We start from the raw sequence: 22,236 nt of genomic DNA on the forward strand, positions 1-22,236 counted from the left end.
TTATTCAACTGGCATATGGCAAGACTAACCCAGCAGCAGCTTCAACTCGTCCATGGTATCGACGACCGCAAGCGGATCATGTGTCTGCAAGCGCTTCTTGTCGTGCACACCCCAGCTTACGCCGATCCGCGGCATGGCGAGCGCTTCTGCCATCGCCATGTCGTGGATGGAGTCACCGATCATCACTGCCTGATGGGGAGCAAAGCCCAGCTCATCCAGAATTTGCGTCAACATCAGAGGATCGGGTTTGGAGTTGGCCTCGTCCGCGCCACGGGTGGCAGCAAACAGCGGTCGCAGGCCAGTATCATCCAGCACCCGATCCAGGCCGCGGCGAGACTTGCCGGTGGCCACCGCCAGCGCAATCCCCTGCCCGTGCCAGTGGTGCAGCAGCGCACTCGCCCCGACAAAAAGTGGGCTGGGCGTGCCATCATGCACATAATGGTGACGATAGCGGGCGATCAGGGCGTTGACCCGCTCGCCGCCCGGCGCCAGGTCAAACAGCAGCGGAATGCCGACCTCCAGGCTGAGCCCTATTATCTGATGTGTCTGCACCGCAGTGGGCACCGGCTCGCCGCAATCGCGCGCCGCCCCCGCGACGCAGGCAACAATCCGCCCCACCGAGTCCATCAGGGTACCGTCCCAGTCGAAAATGGCGAGTCGGATAGCCTTCATCAGCGTGCCAACTTGTTGAGGAAATTGTCGAGCTCAGGCGCGAGCGGTGCCTCGATCAGCACCTCGCGGCCATCAACCGGATGAGTGAATGTCAGCTTCCAGGCGTGCAAAAATAGCCGTTTCAGCCCTTGGCTGCGCATTTTCTCGTCAAAGGCTGCTTCCCCATACTTGTCATCACAGGCAATGGGATGACCTGCATGCTGGGTATGGACCCGGATCTGGTGGGTACGCCCCGTGATCGGACTGCACTCGACCAGGGTCGCCTCGGTAAATTGACGGGCGATGCGGAAGCGGGTTTCGGATGGCTTGCCATCACTGCTGACCCGCACTACCCGTTCACCGGATTGCAGATCATTTTTGCGCAGCGGCGCATTGACCACCTTGACGTGGGGCTGCCACTGGCCGCGCACCAATGCCAGATACTGCTTGCGCATGGTTTTGACCCGCAGCTGCTCATGGAGGCTGCGCAGCGCACTGCGCTTCTTGGCAACCAGCAGCACGCCAGAGGTGTCACGATCAAGCCGATGCACCAGCTCCAGGAAGCGGGCGTCCGGGCGCAGGGCTCGCAGTCCCTCTATGACGCCAAAGCTCAGACCACTGCCGCCGTGCACGGCCATGCCGGACGGTTTGTTGAGCACTATCATGGCGTCGTCTTCAAACAGGATCTGGCTCTCCAGACGCTGGATGCTGCCAAGGTTGGCAGAGGGCAGTTCATTCTTCTCGGCAACCCGCACGGGGGGAACCCGCACCTCGTCACCCGGGCAGAGTTTGTATTCCGGTTTGATGCGCTTTTTATTGACGCGCACTTCCCCTTTTCGAAGGATGCGATAAATCAGGCTCTTGGGGACGCCCTTTAGCTGAGTCTTGAGAAAATTGTCGATGCGCTGCCCTTCATGCTCAGCTTCGATGGTGAGCAGCTGCACTTGTTGTTGTATCTGTGTCATGGCGCGGATTTTAACACCGCCGGCGCCCCTTGGCTGCATGCTTTGTTGAAAAATGGCGCCTTGCTATAAAAGTGGTTTAAATGGGATAATAAACAAGGTTTTGTCATTGTGTTCAAGCCTTGTACTAAGTGGCCAATATTTATGCCACCCAATCCCAAAACACCGTGTATACAAGAACATGACGGTTCCCGGGTGCGAGGTACAACGCATGGAGAACACAAGCAGAACCGATTATTTGTCTCCACATCGGCATCCTTAATTCATGCCTTCTCGAGAAGGCCGAACCAGAGCGCCCTTAGTTTGCGCCTCATGCATACCCCAACCGGGAGGTTGCCCAAGTATGCTGAAGACCCGAGGCCGGCGCCGGCAGGATCCTGTGGAGGAAATCAAAATGACAAAATAACGAGAACTCAATGAAAAGAATGCTAATCAACGCGACTCAGGAAGAGGAGTTGCGCGTAGCGCTGGTTGACGGACAACAGCTCTACGATTTGGATATTGAAAGTCCGGGCCATGAGCAGAAAAAAGCGAACATCTACAAAGGTAAGATCACCCGTGTAGAACCCAGTCTCGAAGCTGCTTTTGTCGACTACGGCGCTGAACGCCACGGTTTCCTGCCGTTAAAGGAAATCGCCCGCAATTACTTCCCCTCCGGTTATTCCTATCAGGGTCGTCCCAACATCAAAGAAGTGGTCCGCGAAGGCCAGGAAGTGATCGTCCAGATCGATAAAGAAGAGCGTGGCACCAAGGGTGCAGCCCTCACCACCTTTATCAGCCTGGCCGGTAGCTACCTGGTGCTGATGCCGAACAACCCCCGTGCAGGCGGTATCTCCCGCCGCATTGAGGGCGATGAACGGACAGAACTGAAAGAAGCTCTGAGCGGACTGACAGTGCCGGACGGCATGGGCCTGATCGTGCGTACCGCCGGTGTTGGCAAATCCCCGGAAGAGCTGGAATGGGATCTCAACGTTCTGCTCAACCACTGGGATTCCATCCACAAGGCGTCACAGGACCGAACTGCTCCCGTGCTTATCCACCAGGAAAGCAACGTGATAGTACGTGCCATTCGTGACTACCTGCGTCGCGATGTCGGCGAGATCCTGATCGATGATCCGGTGATTTTCGAACGCGCCAGGGCTCACATCGAGCTGGTTCGTCCCGATTTCCTCAACCGCGTGAAGCTGTACAAGGGTGAAGTTGCCCTGTTCAACCACTTCCAGATTGAGAGCCAAATCGAGTCGGCCTTCCAGCGCGAAGTGCGCCTGCCCTCCGGCGGCAGCATAGTCATAGACCCGACCGAAGCACTGACCTCCATCGATATCAACTCCTCCCGCGCCACCAAGGGCGGCGATATCGAAGAGACGGCGCTGCAAACCAACCTGGAAGCGGCCGATGAAATTGCCCGTCAATTGCGTCTGCGCGACCTGGGTGGCCTGATCGTCATCGACTTCATCGACATGACGCCGGTTCGCCATCAGCGCGAAGTGGAAAACCGTCTGCGTGAAGCGGTACATCAGGACCGCGCCCGCATCCAGCTGGGCCGTATCTCCCGTTTCGGTCTGCTGGAAATGTCCCGTCAGCGTCTGCGCCCCTCCCTCAACGAGTCCAGCAGTCATATCTGCCCCCGTTGCCAGGGCCAGGGGGTCATCCGTGACAACGAATCACTGGCCTTGTCCATCCTGCGTCTCATCGAAGAAGAGGCCATGAAGGACAACACAGAGCAGGTTCATGCTCAGGTGCCGGTTGATGTTGCCGCCTATCTGCTCAACGAGAAGCGCGCCTCCATCGCCAGTCTGGAACAGCGTAATGAAGTACGTCTGTACATCATTCCTAACCAGCATCTCGAAACCCCGCACTACGAAGTGACCCGCATCCGTCAGAACGAAATCCCGGAAGCGGCCAGCTACGAGCTGAAAACCGAGATTGCCAAGCCGGTCTACCAGCCGAAGCAGACTCAGGTGATCGAGCGTGAGCAACCGCTGCTGCAAGGCTTCGTCCAGGCACCTCAACCGGCTGCGCCGGCTGCAGTTGCCGCCCCCGTCGCGGCGCCAGCCCCCGTTGCCGCCAAAGCGGAAGCGGGTCTGTTTGGCAAACTGTTCAAGGCCATTTCAGGTCTGTTCGGTTCCGACGCAGCCCCTGCCGATGTCAAGGCCCCTGCCGAGAAACCGGCAATGCAACGGGAAGCACGCAAGGACGAGGCTCATCGTCATCAGCGTGATGACACCCGTGGCCGTGGTCAGCGTCCCCGTCGTGACGACAACCGCAACAGCCGCAACACAGCTGAAGCGGGTGAGAAGCGCGAAGGCGCCGCCAGTCGCGAGGGTGGCGAAAGCCGCAACCGTCGTCCGCGCAAAGAGCGCGAACCTCGTCAAGAGCGGGAGCCACGTCAGGAACGTGAAACTCGCACTGAAGTGCGCAGCGAGCAGCGTATGGAACGTGAGCCCCGCGAACCGCGTCAGGAACGTGAACCGCGCGCCCCGCGTCCGGCTCGTGAGCCCCGTGCACCGCGCGAGCCCCGTGCCGAGGTGGTCATTGAAGCGGTAGAAGCCGTTGAAACCGCCCTTGTCAGCGCCGAGCCGCAGCAGGAAAAAGAGCAGAAAGTCGCCGAGCGCCGCGAACGTCGTCAACTGCGCAAGCAGATCCGTGCCGACGTACCGGCCAGCGATGTCGCCGTTGTGCCGACCGAGGCTCCCGTTGCTGTCGTGGCGGATGCCGTTGAGCAGAGTGACGAGCAGGCCGACGGCCAGCGTCGCTCCCGTCGCACCCCGCGCACTCAGCGTATCGAGGGCCAACGCCGCAAGCGCATCAACGAAGATGCCCGTAGCCAGCGTGATGATGACGATCAGCAGGCCGACACCGCAACCATGACCACAGCCGCCCAGGCGGATGCTGCTCAGGTGAAGGTGGAAGAGCCGGCTGTGCCTGTCGTCACAATCCCGAGCGCCGCTGCCATTGCCGCTGCCGTACAAGCCTCTTCCGCTCTGACCGAGCACGTAGTGGCAGAAGCCGTTGCCGAAGAAGCACGTGAGCAAGCAGAAGCCGCCGTAGCCGTAGTCGCAGCACCTGCAGTGACCGACACGGTTGCCGCCGTTGCTGAAGCTGACGTAGCCCCTGTTGCTGCCGAGCCGGTTGTGGCAGAGGCAGTGACTGCGCCAGTCGTTGCCGAAGTGACCCCCGTCATTGAAGCAGCACCTGTCGATGTCAAGACTGCTGAAGTCGTTGCAACAACGCCTGCTGTTGAGGCCCCTGTTGTTGCCGAAGCAGCCCCGGTTGTCGAAACTGCGCCCATTGAGGCAGCTCCTGCTGTCATCGAAACCGCGCCGGTCGTGACTGCTGACGTTGCTGTGGTTGAACCGGTCGCTGAGCCTGCGGCTGAACAGCCTGTTGCCAAGGCAGCTGTTGCAGCCCCTGTGACCAAGCAGGTCAACAAGGGTGCCGGTCTGCTGGCCAGCGCTCGCAAGGCTTCCGCCCCGATGGCAACGCCTGCTGTGGCGCCAGCCCAGCCGGAGCGTGAGCCGGTAGAGCAAGCACCGCTGGTTCGCAGCGAAGTGGCAAGCTCTGGCCGTCATGCGGGCAGTACTGCTGCCGTCAATGTGGCAACCAGCCCGGCTGGCCGTCCTTGATTGCTGGCTAACTAGCCTGATAGAAAAAGAGCCACACAGTGTGTGGCTCTTTTTTTATCCTCAATTCGGGGTGAGGGGTTCGCACCGCAACATCCCCTGCTCTGCCGGTATATAACCCTGCCTCGCACCAGTCAGCTGGTGTCGTCATCCCTTTGGCAACGCTAACAAACCCGCCAGTTCGCGTCATTAGACAATGATGCCCGGCCTTGCGCTGCGCTTCTGATTGATGCTTGCCTATCATCACCCCTCTCTCTGACAAATGTACTGTTGAGTAAGAGCCCTGCACATGCCCTTGCTCCCCCTTGTCTACTCGTGTCTGTCTTGGGGCGAGCAAGCAGAGACTCTGCTTAGCCAGGATGGATCCTCAGTTACATCTGTCTCCCATATTCATCCAGGATGGGTATCTGCGGTAATGGATAACATCTTGGCATGTCCCAGATGATGAGCACAGGCGCCCCCCTCTTGCGCCCTGGGTATGTAACGTATGCTGACCCTTGATAATGGGCTGTAAGAGTAGCAGCCCCTTGAGTGACGTCTGCAATGCACAGGGTTACTGTTGGCATGTGTTGCGGGGATAGGGATATGCATGTTGGATAGGCGGCGTTATTGGATGAGCAACATCTCTAGTTTGATGGCATATATAATGTAACCAGGAAGCCCATCCTGTTTGGTCAACGCTTTGTATTGGTTCGAGACGAAGCAGACGGACTCTGATCCACTGCAATGAAAAAAGGGCCCGCAGGCCCTTCGTCAATCAACAAGATTTCGCTGTTATCAGCCACCGAACAGATGGTGGCTGATAAGGAACAGACCACCCGAGAGCAACATGGTCAGCGGCAGGGTCAGCACCCAGGCCATCAATATAGTCTTGATGGTCTGGCTCTGCAGGCCGGATTTGTTCGCTACCATGGTCCCCGCTACCGCAGAAGAGAGGATATGGGTGGTGGACACAGGCATACCGGTCAAACTGGCAACACCGATGGAAGCCGCCGCAGTGATCTGGGCGGCAATGCCCTGGCTGTATGTCATGCCGGTGGCGCCTATCTTCTCACCCACCGTATAGACGATACGACGCCAGCCTACCATGGTGCCGCAACCCAGCGCCAAGGCGATGGAGACGATGACCCAGGTCGGTGCATATTCAGCGGTCGCTGTCAGATCCTTGCGCCATTTGGCAAGGTCAGTCAGCTCTTTGGCCGGCAGCGGCAGCTTGGACACCTTGCGGGCTGTGTCGTCAATACACAGCAGCAGGCGACGCACTTCCCGACGATTGGTCAGGACCATCTCTTCATAGGTACGCACAGCGCCCAGACGGGCATCCAGGGTTGCCATGTTTTGCAGCGTAGCGTCCGCAGAGCAATGGGTCATCAGCTCTTCCTGGGCCTGGGCAGGCACCTTGAAGTCCACGACCTGAGACACCAGCTCGTGGTTGCGCTGATAGATCTCCATGATGCGCTGGTTGGCATCCTGGGTGCGATCCAGCTCGTAGGAACGGCTGTTCATGTCCAGTGCAAAATAGGCGGGGGCCATGCAGATCAACACCAGCATCACCAGACCAATGCCCTTCTGACCATCGTTGGAGCCGTGCACGAAGCTTACCCCCATGGCAGAAGCCACCAGGGTGAGGCGCGCCCAGAACGGCGGGTGCTTCTTGCCATCCACCAGCAACCGCTCTTCCGGAGTCTTGTGGATCTTGCTGCCCAGCCAGACTCGTTTCATGGCAAACAGCAACAGGGCTGCCACGATGAAGCCCACGGTCGGCGAGATGATCAGGGAAAGCATGATGTCGATGGCTTTGGCGACGTTGATGCCCTGAGTCAGCGGCTGATGGTTGAGCCAAGCATAGGCACCGCCTACCCCCAGAATGGAACCGATCAGTGTGTGAGAACTGGAGGCCGGAATGCCCAGGAACCAGGTCCCCAGATTCCAGACAATGGCGGAAAACAGCAGGGAGAACACCATGATCAAACCCTGGGTGGAATCCATGCCCAACAGCAAATCAATCGGCAGCAAATGGACAATGGCATAGGCCACGCCCAGACCGCCGAACATGACGCCAAAAAAGTTGAAGATCCCGGATGCGACTACCGCTAGGTGAGCCGGCATCGCTTTGGTGTAGATAACCGTTGCTACCGCGTTGGCGGTATCGTGAAAGCCATTGATGAATTCATAGGCAAGCACAAAAAAAACGGCCAATACCAAACCGATTGACCACCACAAACCCAAACCACTAAACATTTCAAACATAAAAAACGAACCTGTTTATGAGTTGCGGCGGATTATGCCAGAAGGCTGGCGGTGCCATACCCGTTGTTGAAATATTTCAGTAAGAAAAAAAAAGGGCATTCAGTAGGGAAATAGCTTAGAGCCAGTCACGACGAGGCTTGTCATTGATTAATTAAACAAACTTGAGCTGACAAAAACAGTCCCCAAATGGGGACAATTCATCACATTCAGGCAGCGCAAGGCAGATCTTCTATCGGTTCCAACGTCAATTTTCGGCCGACCGACACCTGATAATGGAGACATAAGGGCAAGCAATCAGCCCGCTCCCCTGCCCCAACCACTTGGGTCTCTTGCACGCTGTCACTGGGCACAATGGCAAGCCCAACAGTAAGGGGCGCCATGGGCGCCCCTCTTTCAACACTCAGCAAGTGGATCACATCAAGAGGATATCAATCCTGGTTAATGCGGCTGGCAACGGCGCCCTGCTGGCTCTTGTACTTGGCGTTTTCCCGCTTGTTGTAAGGGCGGGCGGCTGGGCCGGAGAGCATCTCGAAGTTCAAGGCACCGATCTTCATCTTGGGGCGTAGCGCCAGCGGCAGTTTGCCACCGTTGTAGAACTCCAGCACGATGCGGCCAGACCAGCCCGGATCGATCCTGTGCGCCGTGACGTGCACCATCAGACCGAGACGGGCCAGGGAGGAGCGGCCATCCAGCCAGCCGACAATATCCGCAGGCAAGGTGACAGATTCATAGGTCACCGCCAGCGCCAGCTGGCCCGGGTGCAGATAAAAGGCTTCGCCATCCGGAATGTGGATCTCGTCGCTCATCACCCGATCGATGGCATCGGCCATCTCGCTGTTCGGGCCGCTCAAGTCAATATAGGGAGCGGTATGATCGCGAAATACCCGAAACTCGTTGCCCAGCAGCACATCGACGCTGACGCCGCTGATCCGCTCAACACCGGGCCTTGGCTCAATGACGATCTTGCCCTCATCCAGATGACGTTCAATATCGGTATCACAAAGACGCATTGGGCGACTCTCCTGACAAAATGTTCATTTAAAAAAGCCGGGCATCACCCGGCTTGTTTCATCTTAACCAATCAACATGTGGCGAATGCGCGCCTTGAGCATGTCGATGGCGATGCGGTTCTTGCCACCGCGGGGCACGATCACGTCCGCGTACTGCTTGGAAGGCTCGATAAACTGCAAAAACATGGGACGCACGGTTTTCTGATACTGCTTGAGTACGGAATCCATGGTACGACCCCGCTCCTGTACGTCACGCACCAAACGGCGCAGCAGGCAGATATCCAGTGGGGTATCCATGAAGATGGAGGCATCCATCAGATCCCGCAAGCGACTGTCGGTCAGCAGCAGGATCCCTTCCAGAATGATCACCCGACGCGGGGCGAACGGTGTCACCTCGTTCATGCGGGTGTGCTCTGTGTAAGAGTACTGGGGGATATTGACCGCATCCCCTTTCACCAGCTGGCTCAGATGCTGCACCAGCAGATCGTGATCCAGGGCATTGGGGTGGTCATAGTTGGTTTTGACCCGCTCTTCCATGGTCAGGTGGGTCTGATCACGGTAGTAGCAATCTTCGGTGATCACACCAATCTGACCTGCGCCCAGTTCGGCCACCAGCTCTTCATAAATGGTTTGAGCGATAAGACTCTTGCCAGACGCGGATGCGCCAGCAATACCGATGATCACACACGAATGTTGAGTATCAGACATTGAAAATACCTAAAGAGAAGAGCAGTGGGGATTGTTTAAACCGATCCATTATATAAAAAAGGGTGAGCCATGCCCACCCTCAAATCCACCTCAAACAGCCGACAGCCGATTATTCATCCAGCGCCATGGCATAGAGAGGGGTCGCAATCGGTTTACCGCTGAAATAGAGTTCAGCCCCCACCCGACGAGCCAGCTTCAGATAGGCCTGGGCCAGACTTCCTTCCGGTGCACCGAACACGGTTGGGCAGCCATCATCCATGTGTTGGCGGATATCAATGTGCAGCGGCAGCTGACCCAGCAGCGCCACATGATACTGCTCTGCCATCTTCTGGCCGCCACCTGTCCCGAACAAGGACTCGTGATGACCGCAGGCACTGCAGACGTGATAACTCATGTTTTCTATGATGCCAAGCACGGGCACATTGACCTTGTTGAACATGGCGACCCCCTTGCGGGCATCGACCAGCGCTACATCTTGCGGCGTAGTGACGATCACGGCGGCTGACGTGGGTACCTGCTGGGCCATGGTGAGTTGTATGTCCCCCGTGCCTGGCGGCATGTCCACCACCAGATAGTCCACCTCGCCCCAACGGGTCTCATGGAGGATCTGGGCCAGCGCCTTGCTCGCCATGGGGCCGCGCCAGATGGTGGCATCCTGCTCGGCCACCAGATAACCAATGCTGTTGCTCTTGAGGCCACAGGCGATCACCGGCTCCATCAACTTGCCGTCAAGGCTGCTGGGACGCTCCTTGAGGGTACCCATCATGATCGGAATGGAGGGGCCATAGATGTCCGCATCCAGAATGGCGACCCGCGCCCCCTCTTTTTGCAGCGCCAGCGCCAGGTTGACGGCGGTAGTGGACTTGCCGACCCCGCCCTTGCCGGAGGCGACCACCAGGATGTTGCGAATGCCCTGCACCGCGGCCAGCCCTTGCGCCCGCGGCATGCTGGCCACCTCGATGTCACAGGTCCAGTCGATGCGGGTCGCACCGGTAGCGGTACGCAGGCGAGCATCGAACTCCTGCTTGATCTGCTCAAACAGGGAACATCCGGCAAAGGGCAACACCAGTTTGATGACCAGGCCTTGCCCTTGCTGCTCTATGCTGCGCGCAAACCCGGCCGCAACCAGATCCTTGTCCCACCCTGTCGGCTTAAATTCGGCCAGGATCTGTTTTACTGAATCAATCACCAGTAACTCCTCATTATCTTGTCATTATCTTGAGGTGAACTGTTACCGCACACAAATCAGTGGCGTGCCTGCTTGCCAAGCAGCGCGAGCACCAGGGCGGACAGCGCCGCCACCCTAGGCAGGCGACCCCCAATTCGGGTAACATGCACGGCACTGTATCATCCCAACAAGCACATCAAGAACGACTATATGGCAACTGATCCTCGTACAATGCTGGTAACCTGCGCCCTCCCCTACGCCAATGGCTCCATCCATCTTGGCCACATGCTGGAACACATCCAGGCCGATATCTGGGTTCGTTATCAGCGAATGCGTGGCCATCAGGTGCACTTCATCTGTGCCGATGATGCCCATGGCACCCCCATCATGCTCAAGGCGCAACAGATGGGGATCACCCCGGAAGAGATGATCGCGGCTGTCTCCAAAGAGCACCAGACCGACTTCGCCGGTTTCAATATCAGCTTCGACAACTATCACTCCACCCACAGTGATGAGAACCGCGAACTGGCGGAGCTGATCTACGGCCGTCTGAAAGACGGTGGCTTTATCAAGGGCCGCACCATCACTCAGCTGTTCGATCCGGAAAAATCCATGTTCCTGCCGGACCGCTTCGTCAAGGGCACCTGCCCCAAGTGCAAGTCTCCGGAGCAATACGGCGACAACTGCGACAGCTGCGGTGCCACCTACAGCCCGACCGAGCTCATCGATCCGAAATCCGCCGTCTCCGGTGCGACCCCGGTGATGAAGGACTCCGAGCACTTCTTCTTCGACCTGCCCCAGTTCGAAACCTGGCTGGCTGGCTGGGTACGCGGCTCCGGCGCCATTCAGGAAGAGATGGCCAACAAGATGCAGGAGTGGTTCGAGAGCGGCCTGCAGCAGTGGGACATCACCCGCGACGCCCCCTATTTCGGTTTCGAGATCCCGGGTGCCCCTGGCAAGTACTTCTACGTCTGGCTGGATGCTCCCATCGGCTATATGGCGTCGTTCAAGAACCTGTGCAACAAGCGCGGCGACATCGATTTTGACAGTTACTGGAAGGCGGATTCCGAGGCCGAGCTCTATCACTTCATCGGCAAGGACATCGCCTACTTCCACTGCCTGTTCTGGCCATCCATGCTGGAAGGGGCGGGTTTTCGCAAGCCGACCAAGGTCAACGTACACGGCTATGTGACCGTCAACGGCGCCAAGATGTCCAAGTCCAAGGGCACCTTCATCAAGGCCTCCACCTACCTGAACCACCTGGATCCGGAGTGCCTGCGTTACTACTACGCCGCCAAGCTCAACAGCCGCATCGACGATCTGGACTTGAACCTGGATGACTTCGTGGCCCGCGTCAACGCCGACGTGGTCAACAAGCTGGTCAATCTGGCATCTCGCAATGCCGGCTTTATCGCCAAGCGTTTCGACGGCAAGCTGGCCGCTACCTGCGCCGAGCCCGAGCTCTATGCCGAGTTCGCCAACGCCTGCGCCTCCATCAGCGAGGCCTATGAAGCGCGCGAATTCAGCCGCGCCATCCGCGAGATCATGGCGCTGGCCGACAAGGCCAACCGCTATGTGGACGAGAAGGCGCCCTGGGTGCTGGCCAAGCAGGAAGGCGCAGACGCCGAGCTGCAGGCGGTCTGCTCCGTGGGCATCAACCTGTTCCGCGTGCTGATGGCCTACCTCAAACCGGTCATGCCGCTGCTGGCCGAGCGCGCCGAAACCTTCCTGGGTGAGACCCTCACCTGGGATGGCGTCGCCCTGCCATTGACCCACCATCAGCTGGCACCGTTCAAGGCACTCTTCTCCCGCATCGAGCCCGCCAAGATTGAAGCCATGATCGAGGCCTCCAAGGAAGATCTGGCCAAGGAGCAGGCACCGAAAGTGACAGGCCCGCTGGTAGATGACCCCATAAGCCCAACCATCTCCTATGAGGATTTCGCCAAGCTTGACCTGCGCGTGGCGCTGATCAAAAAGGCGGAAGCGGTGCCGGAAGCGGACAAGCTGCTCAAGCTGCAACTGGATCTGGGCGGTGAAACCCGTCAGGTGTTTGCCGGCATCAAGTCCGCCTACAACCCGGAAGATCTGGAAGGCAAGCTGACCGTGATGGTGGCCAACCTGGCGCCGCGCAAGATGCGCTTTGGCATGTCCGAAGGCATGGTGCTGGCCGCAGGCCCGGGCGGCAAGGATCTCTGGATCCTGGAGCCGCAGGAAGGCGCCCAGCCAGGCATGCGGGTCAAGTAAGCACGCTTGCTGCACCCCATGAGAAGAGAGGCCATCTGGCCTCTCTTTTTTATGCCATTTTCCCACAGCATGGGCAGACTCGCCCCCTATCCCCCACACATAGGCGGTTGTTGCCGCGGCACAATTTGCCTAGACTGCCTTTTCACCAAGGGGCGCACATGGGCCCGTCACTCATCAGACAAGGAGCAAACATGATCACCTTATACGGAACCCCGGTCAGCCGGGCACTGCGCATATCCTGGTTACTGGAAGAGTTGGGCGTGGCGTGGCAATTTCAGTTTCTCGACTTCGCCAAGGGCGAGAATCGCAGCGAGTGGTTTCTGGCGCTGAACCCGAGCGGCAAGATGCCGGTGCTCAAAGATGGGGATTTCGTACTGACCGAATCCGCCGCCATCATGCAGTACCTGGCCGAAGTTTATGGCTCGGATTGGCTGCCAGCCAGAGGGACGCAGGTATCGGCGTTGCATGCCCAGTGGGTCAGCTTCATTACCTGTGAGCTGGAGCAACCCTTGTGGACCATCGGCAAGCACAAGTTTGCCCTGCCGGAACCCCAGCGCCTGCCAGCCATCTTCCCCACCGCCAAGTGGGAGTTTGACAAGGCGGCGGCCATCGCCGAGTCCTGGGTGCCCGAACAGGGCTACCTGCTGGGGGAGCAGATCACCATAGCGGATCTGCTGCTGGCCCATACCCTGATGTGGGCAACCCGCTTCGAGCAGACCATTCCCCCCAAGCTGACCGCCTATCGGGATCGCCTGGCCAAACGCCCTGCCCTGCAAGCCGTGCTGGCCAAGACCCAGGCCATCGCCGACGCCGCCCAGGCCAGCTGACGCCAACATAGGCAAACGGGAGCCCCGATGGCTCCCGTTTTTATGCGTGGCATGGCGGTTTCCCTCCGCTCAATTGGTGTGAAATCCCCCTTTCTGTGGTGGCGGTGCCTCTTCATACTCCATCCTAGTCACCTCGGCGGTGCACGGCCCGTGCTCCAGCCAGCCCAGCATCATCTGCACCCCCTGCTCGGGACCACAGATCAGGATCTCCACCGAGCCATCAGCCAGGTTGTAGGCGTAGCCCCTCAGTCCCAGTTGCAACGCCCGCTCACGGGTAAAGTAGCGAAATCCCACCCCTTGCACCTGACCCCAGACGTGCACGACAAACGATTGCTCTCCCATTTCTCACACCTTTCCCTTAAGAAATTTCTCTCCAAGGCGATAATGAGCGCGACACTCTCTTCCCCCTTGCAGGACGCAATATCATTATGAAAGAAGTAAAATTCCGGTGGGTTGACCGCTATCTCATTCATCTCACGATCAGTGAAAAATTTCTCATTACCTTCTGGTGCCCTCTGCTGTTTATCGCCTTTCTCACCTGGTATCTGCTGGCCGATGGTCATGATCAGCAGATGCAGATCAGGCTGGATCAACTCCAACAAAGGGTCCAGACCAGCGCCCAGCTGGTGAGCCAGCAACCGACCCTCACTCTGCCTGCGGATCTCACCCTGAGTCCGACCGGCAGTGTCGGCCTGACCCAACAGGGAGACAACTACCGCTTCAGTGCCAGCGCAGGCCAGGCCGGCTTCGTGACCGGCAGCCTGGATGCCGGCCGCTACTCCATGTGGGACGGACAGGGCACCACCCTCACCATCATCGCCGTGCTGGCGGCCTTGCTGGCCCTCATCACCCACTACCTGATGACCTTTGTCTCCGGCGCCCTCTACTCCACCAACAAGGCGTTGCAGACAGTGGCTGACGGGGATCTCACCTTCCGTCTCAACTTCTTCCCGGTGCGGGACGAGTTCTCCATCCTGGCGGGCAGCATAGACAGATTCACCGACCGCCAGCACAAGATAGTGCAGCTGGTGGAAGAGTCTGCCGAGGCACTTACCATGGCCGCCGACGAGTTTCGTGACCACGCCAGCGAAGGAGAAACCATGGCCCGCTCCCAGCGCCAGCACATGGACTCCTTGGCTGCCGCCATGGAGCAGATGTCGGCCGCCATCCGGGAAGTGGCCCGCAACGCCAACGACACTCTGCAGCAGACTCGCCAATCGAGCGAAGAGGCGGCCAACGGCGCCGCCCGGGTATCGCGTACCATAGCCGCCATCCGCACCCTGGCCGACGAGATAGGCAACGCCTCAGGCGCGGTGGAGCGACTGACCCACAACGCCAATCGCATCAACGAGGTGGTCAACGTCATCAATGCCATCTCCCAGCAGACCAATCTGCTGGCCCTCAATGCCGCCATCGAAGCCGCCCGTGCGGGTGAGCAGGGTCGTGGCTTTGCGGTGGTGGCGGACGAGGTGCGCACCCTCGCCAGCCGCACCCAGCAGGCCACTGTGGAGATCCAGCAGATGATCGAAGAGCTGCAGGCCGGCACCGGCGCCCTCAACGACATCATGGAGAAGACAGTCGGGCGCGCCGCCAGCAGCCAGGCGCTGATCAGTGAAGTGGGGCTCGACATCGACAAACTCAGCAACCACAGCGATGCCGTGCTGGAGATGAGCACCCAGATAGCCACCTCCAGCGAGGAGCAGAGCTCGGTCGCCGAGGAGATCACCCGCAACCTGGACCAGGTGCGCCACGAAGCGGGTCAGGTGGAGGAATCCGCCAGCGCTTCTGTGGCCGGCACTGCCGGTCTCAAAGGCACGGCAACCGAGCTGGCCCAGGCATTGAAGGGGCTCAAGATCTGATCTGAAGCGGATGCCAGATCAGACAAGCCAGGCTCTCTTGCCAAGGTTGTTTGAGTTTTACCAGCGGGCCACATAGAATGTGGCCCCTTTTCTTTTTACCATCGGCAAACACCCATGAGCGTTTTCATCTATCTCGTCAAAGGCCGCGAAAAATCCCTGCTGCGCCGTCACCCCTGGATCTTCTCCAAGGGGATTGAGCGGGTTGAAGGCAACCCCGTTGACGGCGATACCGTCGAGATCTACGCCAACGATGGCCGGTGGCTCGCCCGTGGTGCCTGGTCAGGCAGCTCCCAGATCCGTGCCCGGGTCTGGACCTTCGATAAAGAGGAGACAGTCGATCTCGACTTCTTCCTGCGTCGCCTCAAATATGCCCAGGAGTCCCGGGATCCGCTGATCAAACGTCAGGGCCTCACCGGCTATCGCCTGTGCGCCGCCGAATCCGATGGTCTGCCGGGTCTGACCATAGACCGTTATGCCGATTTTCTGGTGTGCCAGATCCTCTCCGCCGGTGCCGAGTTCCAGCGCGAGCTGATAACGCAAGCGCTGCGTACCCTCTACCCCGAGTGCAGCATCTATGAGCGCTCCGACGTGGCGGTACGCAAGAAGGAAGGGCTGAAAGAGCGCACCGGCGTCATTTATGGTGAGACGCCGAACGAGCCGGTGGTGATCGAAGAGAACGGCGTCAAGATCCTGGTGGACATCCGCAACGGTCACAAGACCGGTTTCTATCTGGATCAGCGCGACAACCGCCAGGCAGTCTCCAAGTACACCGAGGGCAAGCGGGTGCTCAACTGCTTCAGCTACACCGGTGGCTTTGGCATCTATGCCCTCAAGGGTGGCGCCAACGAAGTGGTCAACGTGGATCTCTCCCAGACTGCGCTGGATATGGCCCGCCAGAACGCCGAGCTGAACGGACTGGATATCTCCAACACCCAGTTCATCCGTCACGATGTGTTCAAGCTGCTGCGTGAATACCGCGAGAAGGGTGAGAAGTTCGATGTTATCGTGCTGGATCCGCCCAAGTTTGCCGAGAGCAAGGCCCAACTGCTGGGTGCCTGCCGCGGCTACAAGGACATCAACATGCTGGCGTTCCAGCTGCTGGCGCCGGGTGGCGTGCTCTTGACCTACTCCTGCTCCGGCCTGATGGAGCAGAGCCTGTTCCAGAAGATCGTTGCCGATGCGGCGCTCGACGCCGGTCGCGATGCCCAGATCCTGGAGCTGTTGTCACAAGCCTCTGATCACCCCATTGGCACCGCCTATCCGGAAGGCTTCTATCTCAAAGGGCTGGTGGTTCGCGCCCGCTGATCGTCAATACCCGTTCCCTTTGATCAAACAGGCCCGCATTGCGGGCCTGATTTTTAGGCATCGCTGCGTATAATGCCCGAGCCAGACGCGGCTCCCTTGCCCCCCTCATTCTTCTTCCGCCTGTTATCTTTCCCTGTCTTTATTTCACTGCTTGAACTGTTGTTGTACACAATCCGTGCACACTTTATGACTTTAATCACACCCGTATGACTCTCTTTTGGGTAGTGTGGTCCCGCCAGTGACCAGCATGAGTCAAGGCTGCGGAGTCATCAGGTTTGATGCCCCTGCACAACAACAAAATCGATGTCAGGCCAAGCTGAACATCGCAAGGGATACCATCATGAATCAATCATTGCCGCTGTTGACGCCGCTGCGGGGCATCGCTGCCCTGATGGTGGTGCTGTTCCATGCCCGATTGCTGCTCTTTCCCCAGTGGATGGAGTCGATCGCAGGCCACACCCAACTCATCGAGAACGGCTACCTCTGGGTCGATCTCTTCTTTATTTTGAGCGGAGTGGTGCTGGCCCATGTCTATGGGGAGGCTTTCAGCCACAGGCCCCGCACCATCGGCTATGGCCGCTTCCTCTGGCTGCGGCTGACCCGGGTCTACCCCCTCTACCTTGTCACCCTGGTGCTGCTGGTGGGCTGGGAGCTTTACAAGGCCCGGCACGGGATTGGCTTCTATGCCGGCCCCCTGTTCAAGATGTGGGAGTGGGAGGGGATGCCGCCCTTCGGCTCCCCCTTCACCCCGGCTGATGCGCTGCCAAGCGCCTTCCTGCTGCTGCAGGTGGTAACCGATCACGGGCTGACCTGGAACTTCGCCGCCTGGTCTCTCAGCGTGGAGTGGATAAGCTACCTGCTGTTCCCGCTGCTGATCCCGCTCGCCGTGACCCGCAGCTTCTGGGGCCATCTCGCGCCGCTGCTGGCGCTGACGGTGCTTGCCTTTATAGTGCACAGCCGGGGCACCCTGGATGTCACCAGCGGGGCGCTGGCGGTGGGACGCGGGGTGAGTGAATTCGTGCTCGGACTCTGGCTGCTGCCCAGGGTCAAGGCCGCGCGACGTTTGCCCATGATGCAACGGGATCTGCCGTTGCTGATCGCCTTTCTCCTGCCCTTCGTGCTGATGCAATTCATCATGACGCCGCAGCTGACCCTGTTGCTGATCGGCGCCTACGTGTTGCTGATCTGGATTGCTGCCTGTCAGGGAGAGCGCCAGAGCCCGCTGCTGCGCCTGCTGGACAACCGCCTCACCAACGGGCTGGGGGATCTCTCCTACTCCATCTACCTGCTGCACGCGCTGGTGCTGCTCACCGGCTGCGAGTTCATCCACTATCTGGCGCCGGGGCTAACCGAGTGGTGGTATGCCCAGACCAGCCCGCTGCTGGGGGTGGTGGCAACTCTGTTGATGCTGGCAGTGCTGATCGGCCTCTCTTCTTTAAGCTACAACCTGCTGGAGCGGCCACTGCAACGGCGTCTGCGCCGCCTTGGCAAGTCGCGGCAACCGGCGGCGATGGAGCGAGTCAGTTAAACAAGCAGTGACCAAGCCTGGATAACCTATCGGTCAGCGTCTCCAGGTTTGCTCAGGCGGCTCGGATGCTAGCTAAAAACGATGCTGTTGTGCATGGAACCATGGTTACCAGTACCCTGCCCGTCAAATCTTTGCCTCCCCCCAATAACCTGAAAAAGGGGCCACCTTAAGAAGGTGGCCCCTTGATACCGGGTTTAGTCATGATATGGCTCACCGCAGTCGGTTTATTTAACGCCGTAACTGGTCAGGATCTGATCCATGGTCCCATCTGCACTGATGATTGCCAATCCCTTGTTGAAAGCCTCGATCAACTCCTGGCCGCGCGGGTTTTTCACGCCGCTGGCGATATGGAGCGGGTTGGTGGAGAGCGCATTGGCCGTGAAGGCAAACTTGCGGGCATCCATTCCCTGCTGAGCCATGATGGCCCGGGCAACAACCTCGTCTTCCAACGTCAAATCGATACGCCCATCAAGCAGCTTCTTCAGATTCGTCGGCAAGTCACCGGCCTCCTGGCGGTTTAGCTCAGCCTGCATGAAGTCGTCACCGTAGCCATAACCCCGCACTATGCCAATGCTCTTGCCTTTGAGACTGGCCAAGCCATTCAACTCGAAACTGCCGCCAGCCAACTGGATAAATTTGACCTGATTCTTCAGATACTCGTCACTGAAACGCAGTGACTTGGTGCGTGCCTCGGTGAACCATGCCCCTACCAGAATGTCGATATTCCCTTCCTCAACTTCCGACAACGCCCTGGCCCAAGGCATGATCCGCATGTCGAGCTCATAACCCTGGGTGGCAAGTGCACGTTTGACCAGCTCTACCGAGATGCCTTTGTTTGCATCAATGACAAAGGGCGGCCAGGGATCTTGCGCAGCCGTCACACTGGCGGCATGCGCCCCAAAGGTCGACAGCGCCAGCAGTAATCCTATCATCCATGATTTCATCTCATACCTCTTGCCTGTGTGGGGAAACCCTTTGAGATAAGAGGAGCGAAGGACACTTTGTCAAGGCAGCAGAGACGACAGGCTATTGTGATTCGAACCCGCAGAGTCCTTGTGGCATAATGCCCTGTCCAATGGCCCGCTCAGGGTCATCTCCTTTTGCCTGATATACGCTGTTTCATCTTGAGAAACAGCCAAACAAGGGGTAATCATGTCTTCCATTCGTCTGACCCAATACAGCCACGGGGCTGGCTGCGGCTGCAAAATTTCTCCCAAGGTGCTCGACACCATTCTCAAGAGCCAGATCCCGGGCTTTGACGACCCGACCCTGGTGGTTGGCAACAGCAGCAAGGATGATGCGGCAGTGGTCGATATCGGCAACGGTCAGGGCATTGTTTCCACCACCGACTTCTTCATGCCCATCGTCGATGATCCCTTTACCTTTGGCCGCATCGCGGCCACCAACGCCATCAGCGACATCTACGCCATGGGCGGCAAGCCCATCGTTGCCATTGCCATCCTTGGCTGGCCCATCAACACGCTCGCTCCCGAGATTGCGCAGCAGGTGATAGATGGCGGCCGCCAGGTGTGCCATGAAGCGGGCATATCCTTGGCTGGCGGCCACAGTATCGATGCCCCCGAGCCCATCTTCGGTCTTGCCGTGACCGGTATAGTGCCGCTCAATGCCATCAAGCAGAACGACACGGCCCAGGCGGGTGACATCCTCTACCTGACCAAGCCCATCGGTATCGGCATCCTCACCACGGCCCAGAAGAAAGGAAAATTGAAGCCAGAGCATGAGCAGCTGGCCCCCAACGCCATGTGCACCCTCAACAAGATTGGCCAGCGCTTTGCCGAACTGCCCGGAGTGCACGCCATGACGGATGTGACCGGGTTTGGTCTGGCGGGCCACCTGCTTGAGATGTGCGAAGGATCAGGGGTGTGTGCCACCCTCGATTTCAAGGCGCTGCCACTGCTCGACGAGGTAGATTACTACCTGTCCGAGGGCTGCGTACCGGGCGGTACCCTGCGCAACTTCGATTCCTATGGCGCCAAGCTCGATGCCATGGATGAACGCACCCGCAACATCATGTGCGATCCGCAGACCAGCGGCGGCTTGCTGGTTGCCGTCGGTAAAGAAAGTGAAGCCGAGCTCCTTGCCATCGCGACACAAGCGGGGCTGACCCTCTCCCCCATAGGCCAGCTGAAAGCCTATACAGGAAACCAGTTTATCGAGGTTATCCAATGAGTCAGCGGCTGCTTGCTATTGATACGGATCTGGCTCGGACATCTTTGGAGGTCCTGCGATGAACCAACTGCCACTCACCTCGGATCTGGCCCGGATTTTTCTGGATGATGTCCCGCTTATCGACTTGCGTGCCCCCATCGAGTTCAAGGAAGGGGCCTTCCCCTGCTCGACCAGTCTGCCCCTGATGACTGACGATGAGCGTGCCCAGGTGGGCACCTGCTTCAAGCAGCGAGGCCAGGCGGCGGCGATTGAACTGGGTCACCAACTGGTGGGGGGCGCCGTGCGTGCCGAACGGCTCGACGGCTGGCTGGCACAGTTGCGAAAACAGCCCGATACCCTGCTCTACTGCTTTCGTGGCGGCCTGCGCTCACAAACCGTGCAACTCTGGTTGCATGAGGCCGGGGTCACCCGTCCCCGGGTAGCCGGTGGCTACAAGGAGATGCGCCGTTTCCTCATCGATACCCTGGACAAGGCAGCGGCCGAGTGTCACTGGACAGTGCTGACCGGCATGACCGGCTCCGGCAAGACCCATATGCTGGAGCACGTGACTCAGGCGGTGGATCTGGAAGGGCATGCCCATCACAGGGGCTCGTCATTTGGTCAGCTTCCAGGGGGCCAGCCCAGCAACATCAATTTTGAAAACAAGCTGGCCATCGAACTGCTCAAGCGCCGCCACCAGGGTGAACATGCCTTCGTGGTGGAGGACGAGAGCCGGCTCATCGGTCGCTGCTGCCTGCCCAACCCCCTGTTTGATGCCATGTGCGAGGCACCGCTGGTGGTGGTGGATGTGCCGCAGAGCGAGCGTGCCGAACAGATCCGCCAGGACTATGTGCACGATCTCTGGCTGCGTTATCAGGCCATGTTTGGCGCCGAAGAAGGCTGGCCACTGTTTGCGGCCTATCTCACCGATGCGCTGGCCCGCCTCAAGCGCCGCCTTGGCGATCAAGCACACCGCGAGCTGGACCAGCTGATGCAAATCGCTCTCGCCGAGCAAGCCAACAGCGGCACCACCGATCTCCATCTGGCCTGGATCACCCTGCTGCTGACCCGCTACTACGACCCCATGTATCTCTATCAACTGGGCAACAAGCGTGAGCGCATCGTGTTCCGGGGTGAGAAGCAGGCCTGTCTGGACTTCTTTGCCGAGCAACACGCAGCCCGGCAGCAAGGCTGACTCACCCCCGTCAAACAAGAGGACCCCCTATGTTGAAATTCGAGGTGATCCCGGTCACTCAATTCGCCCAGAACTGCTCCCTCATCTGGTGTGACGAGACCCACCAGGCGGCGCTGATTGACCCGGGTGGCGAGGCCGACAAGCTGCTCGCAGCCATCACCCAGCACGGGCTTACCCTGACCCACATCCTGCTGACCCATGGCCATCTGGATCACGTGGGCGCCGCCGCAGAGCTGCGCGAAACAACTGGCGTAGCCATCACAGGCCCCCACAAAGAAGATGCCTTCTGGCTCGACATGCTGCCCCGGCAGAGCCAGATGTTTGGCTTCGCCCATACCCCTGCTTTCACGCCGGACAGCTGGCTTGAGCAGGGTGACAAGGTGAAAGTGGGCAACTGCGAGCTGGAGGTCTATTTCTGTCCGGGCCACACTCCGGGCCACGTCATCCTGCTCAGCCAGGCCGAAAAACTCGCCTGGGTTGGTGACGTGCTGTTCGCCGGCAGCATAGGCCGCACCGACTTCCCACGCGGTGATCACGCCACCTTGATAAAGTCGATCACTGAAACCCTGCTGCCGCTGGGTGACGAGATTGTCTTTATCCCGGGCCATGGCCCCAGCTCCACCTTTGGCCGAGAAAAGGCAAGCAATCCTTATCTGACCCAACCCGTCTGGTAACAGCAAGCAGGCTTGCCACTGACGCCAAGAGGGCGACCCCGGGGTCGCCCTCTTTCATGACTG

Annotated in this window: 17 protein-coding genes; 9 read left to right on the forward strand and 8 right to left on the reverse strand. The window is 59.0% G+C overall.

Features of this window, described 5'->3' with window-relative positions; all coding sequences use genetic code 11:
• Positions 1–24: 24 nt before the first annotated feature.
• Positions 25–672 (reverse strand): HAD-IA family hydrolase, encoded by a 648-nt coding sequence (locus GWQ27_RS07530; protein WP_155602706.1) that lies wholly within the window; start codon positions 670–672, stop codon positions 25–27.
• Positions 672–1,616, reverse strand: a complete 945-nt coding sequence (gene rluC / locus GWQ27_RS07535) for a 23S rRNA pseudouridine(955/2504/2580) synthase RluC (RefSeq protein WP_236091693.1) — start codon at positions 1,614–1,616, stop codon at positions 672–674. Before rluC ends, GWQ27_RS07530 begins: the two co-directional genes overlap by 1 nt.
• A gap of 413 nt (positions 1,617–2,029) precedes the next feature.
• On the opposite strand from rluC, the gene rne reads away from it, so the two are divergent.
• Positions 2,030–5,239 carry a ribonuclease E gene (gene rne / locus GWQ27_RS07540; RefSeq protein WP_275907041.1) on the forward strand — a complete coding sequence of 1,070 codons (3,210 nt, stop codon included), beginning with the start codon at positions 2,030–2,032 and terminating at the stop codon, positions 5,237–5,239.
• A 774-nt stretch (positions 5,240–6,013) separates the two neighbouring features.
• Here the strand turns inward: rne and GWQ27_RS07545 are convergent.
• The 4 genes from GWQ27_RS07545 to apbC all read right to left on the reverse strand — a co-directional run bounded on the left by GWQ27_RS07545 (position 6,014) and on the right by apbC (position 10,396).
• Positions 6,014–7,486, reverse strand: coding sequence for an inorganic phosphate transporter (locus GWQ27_RS07545; RefSeq protein WP_275907042.1), 1,473 nt, complete (start codon positions 7,484–7,486; stop codon positions 6,014–6,016).
• A 428-nt stretch (positions 7,487–7,914) separates the two neighbouring features.
• On the reverse strand, positions 7,915–8,496 hold the full coding sequence (dcd, locus tag GWQ27_RS07550; protein ID WP_005311470.1) for a dCTP deaminase: 582 nt from the start codon (positions 8,494–8,496) through the stop codon (positions 7,915–7,917).
• A 63-nt stretch (positions 8,497–8,559) separates the two neighbouring features.
• Complete coding sequence (gene udk / locus GWQ27_RS07555) at positions 8,560–9,204, reverse strand: uridine kinase (protein WP_021138915.1); 645 nt, start codon at positions 9,202–9,204, stop codon at positions 8,560–8,562.
• Between the two features lie 109 nt (positions 9,205–9,313).
• The gene (gene apbC, locus GWQ27_RS07560) at positions 9,314–10,396 is read right to left on the reverse strand and encodes an iron-sulfur cluster carrier protein ApbC (RefSeq protein ID WP_275907089.1); all 1,083 of its coding nucleotides are present in this window, start codon (positions 10,394–10,396) and stop codon (positions 9,314–9,316) included.
• Positions 10,397–10,582: 186 nt separating this feature from the next.
• On the opposite strand from apbC, the gene metG reads away from it, so the two are divergent.
• Positions 10,583–12,616: a methionine--tRNA ligase gene (gene metG / locus GWQ27_RS07565; RefSeq protein ID WP_275907043.1), complete on the forward strand. Its 2,034-nt coding sequence runs from the start codon at positions 10,583–10,585 to the stop codon at positions 12,614–12,616.
• Positions 12,617–12,807: 191 nt separating this feature from the next.
• Positions 12,808–13,443, forward strand: a complete 636-nt coding sequence (locus GWQ27_RS07570; RefSeq protein WP_275907044.1) for a glutathione S-transferase family protein — start codon at positions 12,808–12,810, stop codon at positions 13,441–13,443.
• Positions 13,444–13,512: 69 nt separating this feature from the next.
• On the opposite strand, the gene yccX is transcribed toward GWQ27_RS07570, so the two are convergent.
• Positions 13,513–13,785, reverse strand: a complete 273-nt coding sequence (yccX, locus tag GWQ27_RS07575) for an acylphosphatase (protein WP_275907045.1) — start codon at positions 13,783–13,785, stop codon at positions 13,513–13,515.
• An 86-nt stretch (positions 13,786–13,871) separates the two neighbouring features.
• On the opposite strand from yccX, the gene GWQ27_RS07580 reads away from it, so the two are divergent.
• From GWQ27_RS07580 to GWQ27_RS07590, 3 genes are all read left to right on the forward strand, one after another.
• Entirely contained in the window at positions 13,872–15,302 is a 1,431-nt protein-coding gene (locus GWQ27_RS07580) for a methyl-accepting chemotaxis protein (RefSeq protein WP_275907046.1), read from the forward strand.
• Between the two features lie 114 nt (positions 15,303–15,416).
• Entirely contained in the window at positions 15,417–16,607 is a 1,191-nt protein-coding gene (locus GWQ27_RS07585; RefSeq protein ID WP_275907047.1) for a class I SAM-dependent methyltransferase, read from the forward strand.
• Between the two features lie 340 nt (positions 16,608–16,947).
• Positions 16,948–18,135, forward strand: coding sequence for an acyltransferase (locus GWQ27_RS07590; protein ID WP_275907048.1), 1,188 nt, complete (start codon positions 16,948–16,950; stop codon positions 18,133–18,135).
• A 224-nt stretch (positions 18,136–18,359) separates the two neighbouring features.
• On the opposite strand, the gene GWQ27_RS07595 is transcribed toward GWQ27_RS07590, so the two are convergent.
• Positions 18,360–19,079 carry a transporter substrate-binding domain-containing protein gene (locus GWQ27_RS07595; RefSeq protein WP_275907049.1) on the reverse strand — a complete coding sequence of 240 codons (720 nt, stop codon included), beginning with the start codon at positions 19,077–19,079 and terminating at the stop codon, positions 18,360–18,362.
• A 205-nt stretch (positions 19,080–19,284) separates the two neighbouring features.
• Here GWQ27_RS07595 and selD point away from each other — a divergent pair, with 205 nt between their 5' ends.
• Genes selD through GWQ27_RS07610 form a run of 3 tightly spaced genes read left to right on the forward strand, consistent with a single transcriptional unit; the run spans position 19,285 to position 22,173 of the window.
• The gene (selD, locus tag GWQ27_RS07600; protein ID WP_275907090.1) at positions 19,285–20,325 is read left to right on the forward strand and encodes a selenide, water dikinase SelD; all 1,041 of its coding nucleotides are present in this window, start codon (positions 19,285–19,287) and stop codon (positions 20,323–20,325) included.
• 58 nt (positions 20,326–20,383) lie between these two features.
• A complete protein-coding gene (gene mnmH / locus GWQ27_RS07605; RefSeq protein ID WP_275907050.1) occupies positions 20,384–21,499 on the forward strand; it encodes a tRNA 2-selenouridine(34) synthase MnmH in 1,116 nt (371 codons plus the stop codon).
• 29 nt (positions 21,500–21,528) lie between these two features.
• Positions 21,529–22,173: an MBL fold metallo-hydrolase gene (locus GWQ27_RS07610; RefSeq protein WP_234579864.1), complete on the forward strand. Its 645-nt coding sequence runs from the start codon at positions 21,529–21,531 to the stop codon at positions 22,171–22,173.
• Positions 22,174–22,236: the final 63 nt, after the last annotated feature.

Origin of the sequence: Aeromonas sp. 5HA1, from assembly GCF_029237245.1 — a bacterium.
In the GTDB taxonomy this organism is placed as follows: Bacteria; Pseudomonadota; Gammaproteobacteria; order Enterobacterales; family Aeromonadaceae; genus Aeromonas; species Aeromonas salmonicida.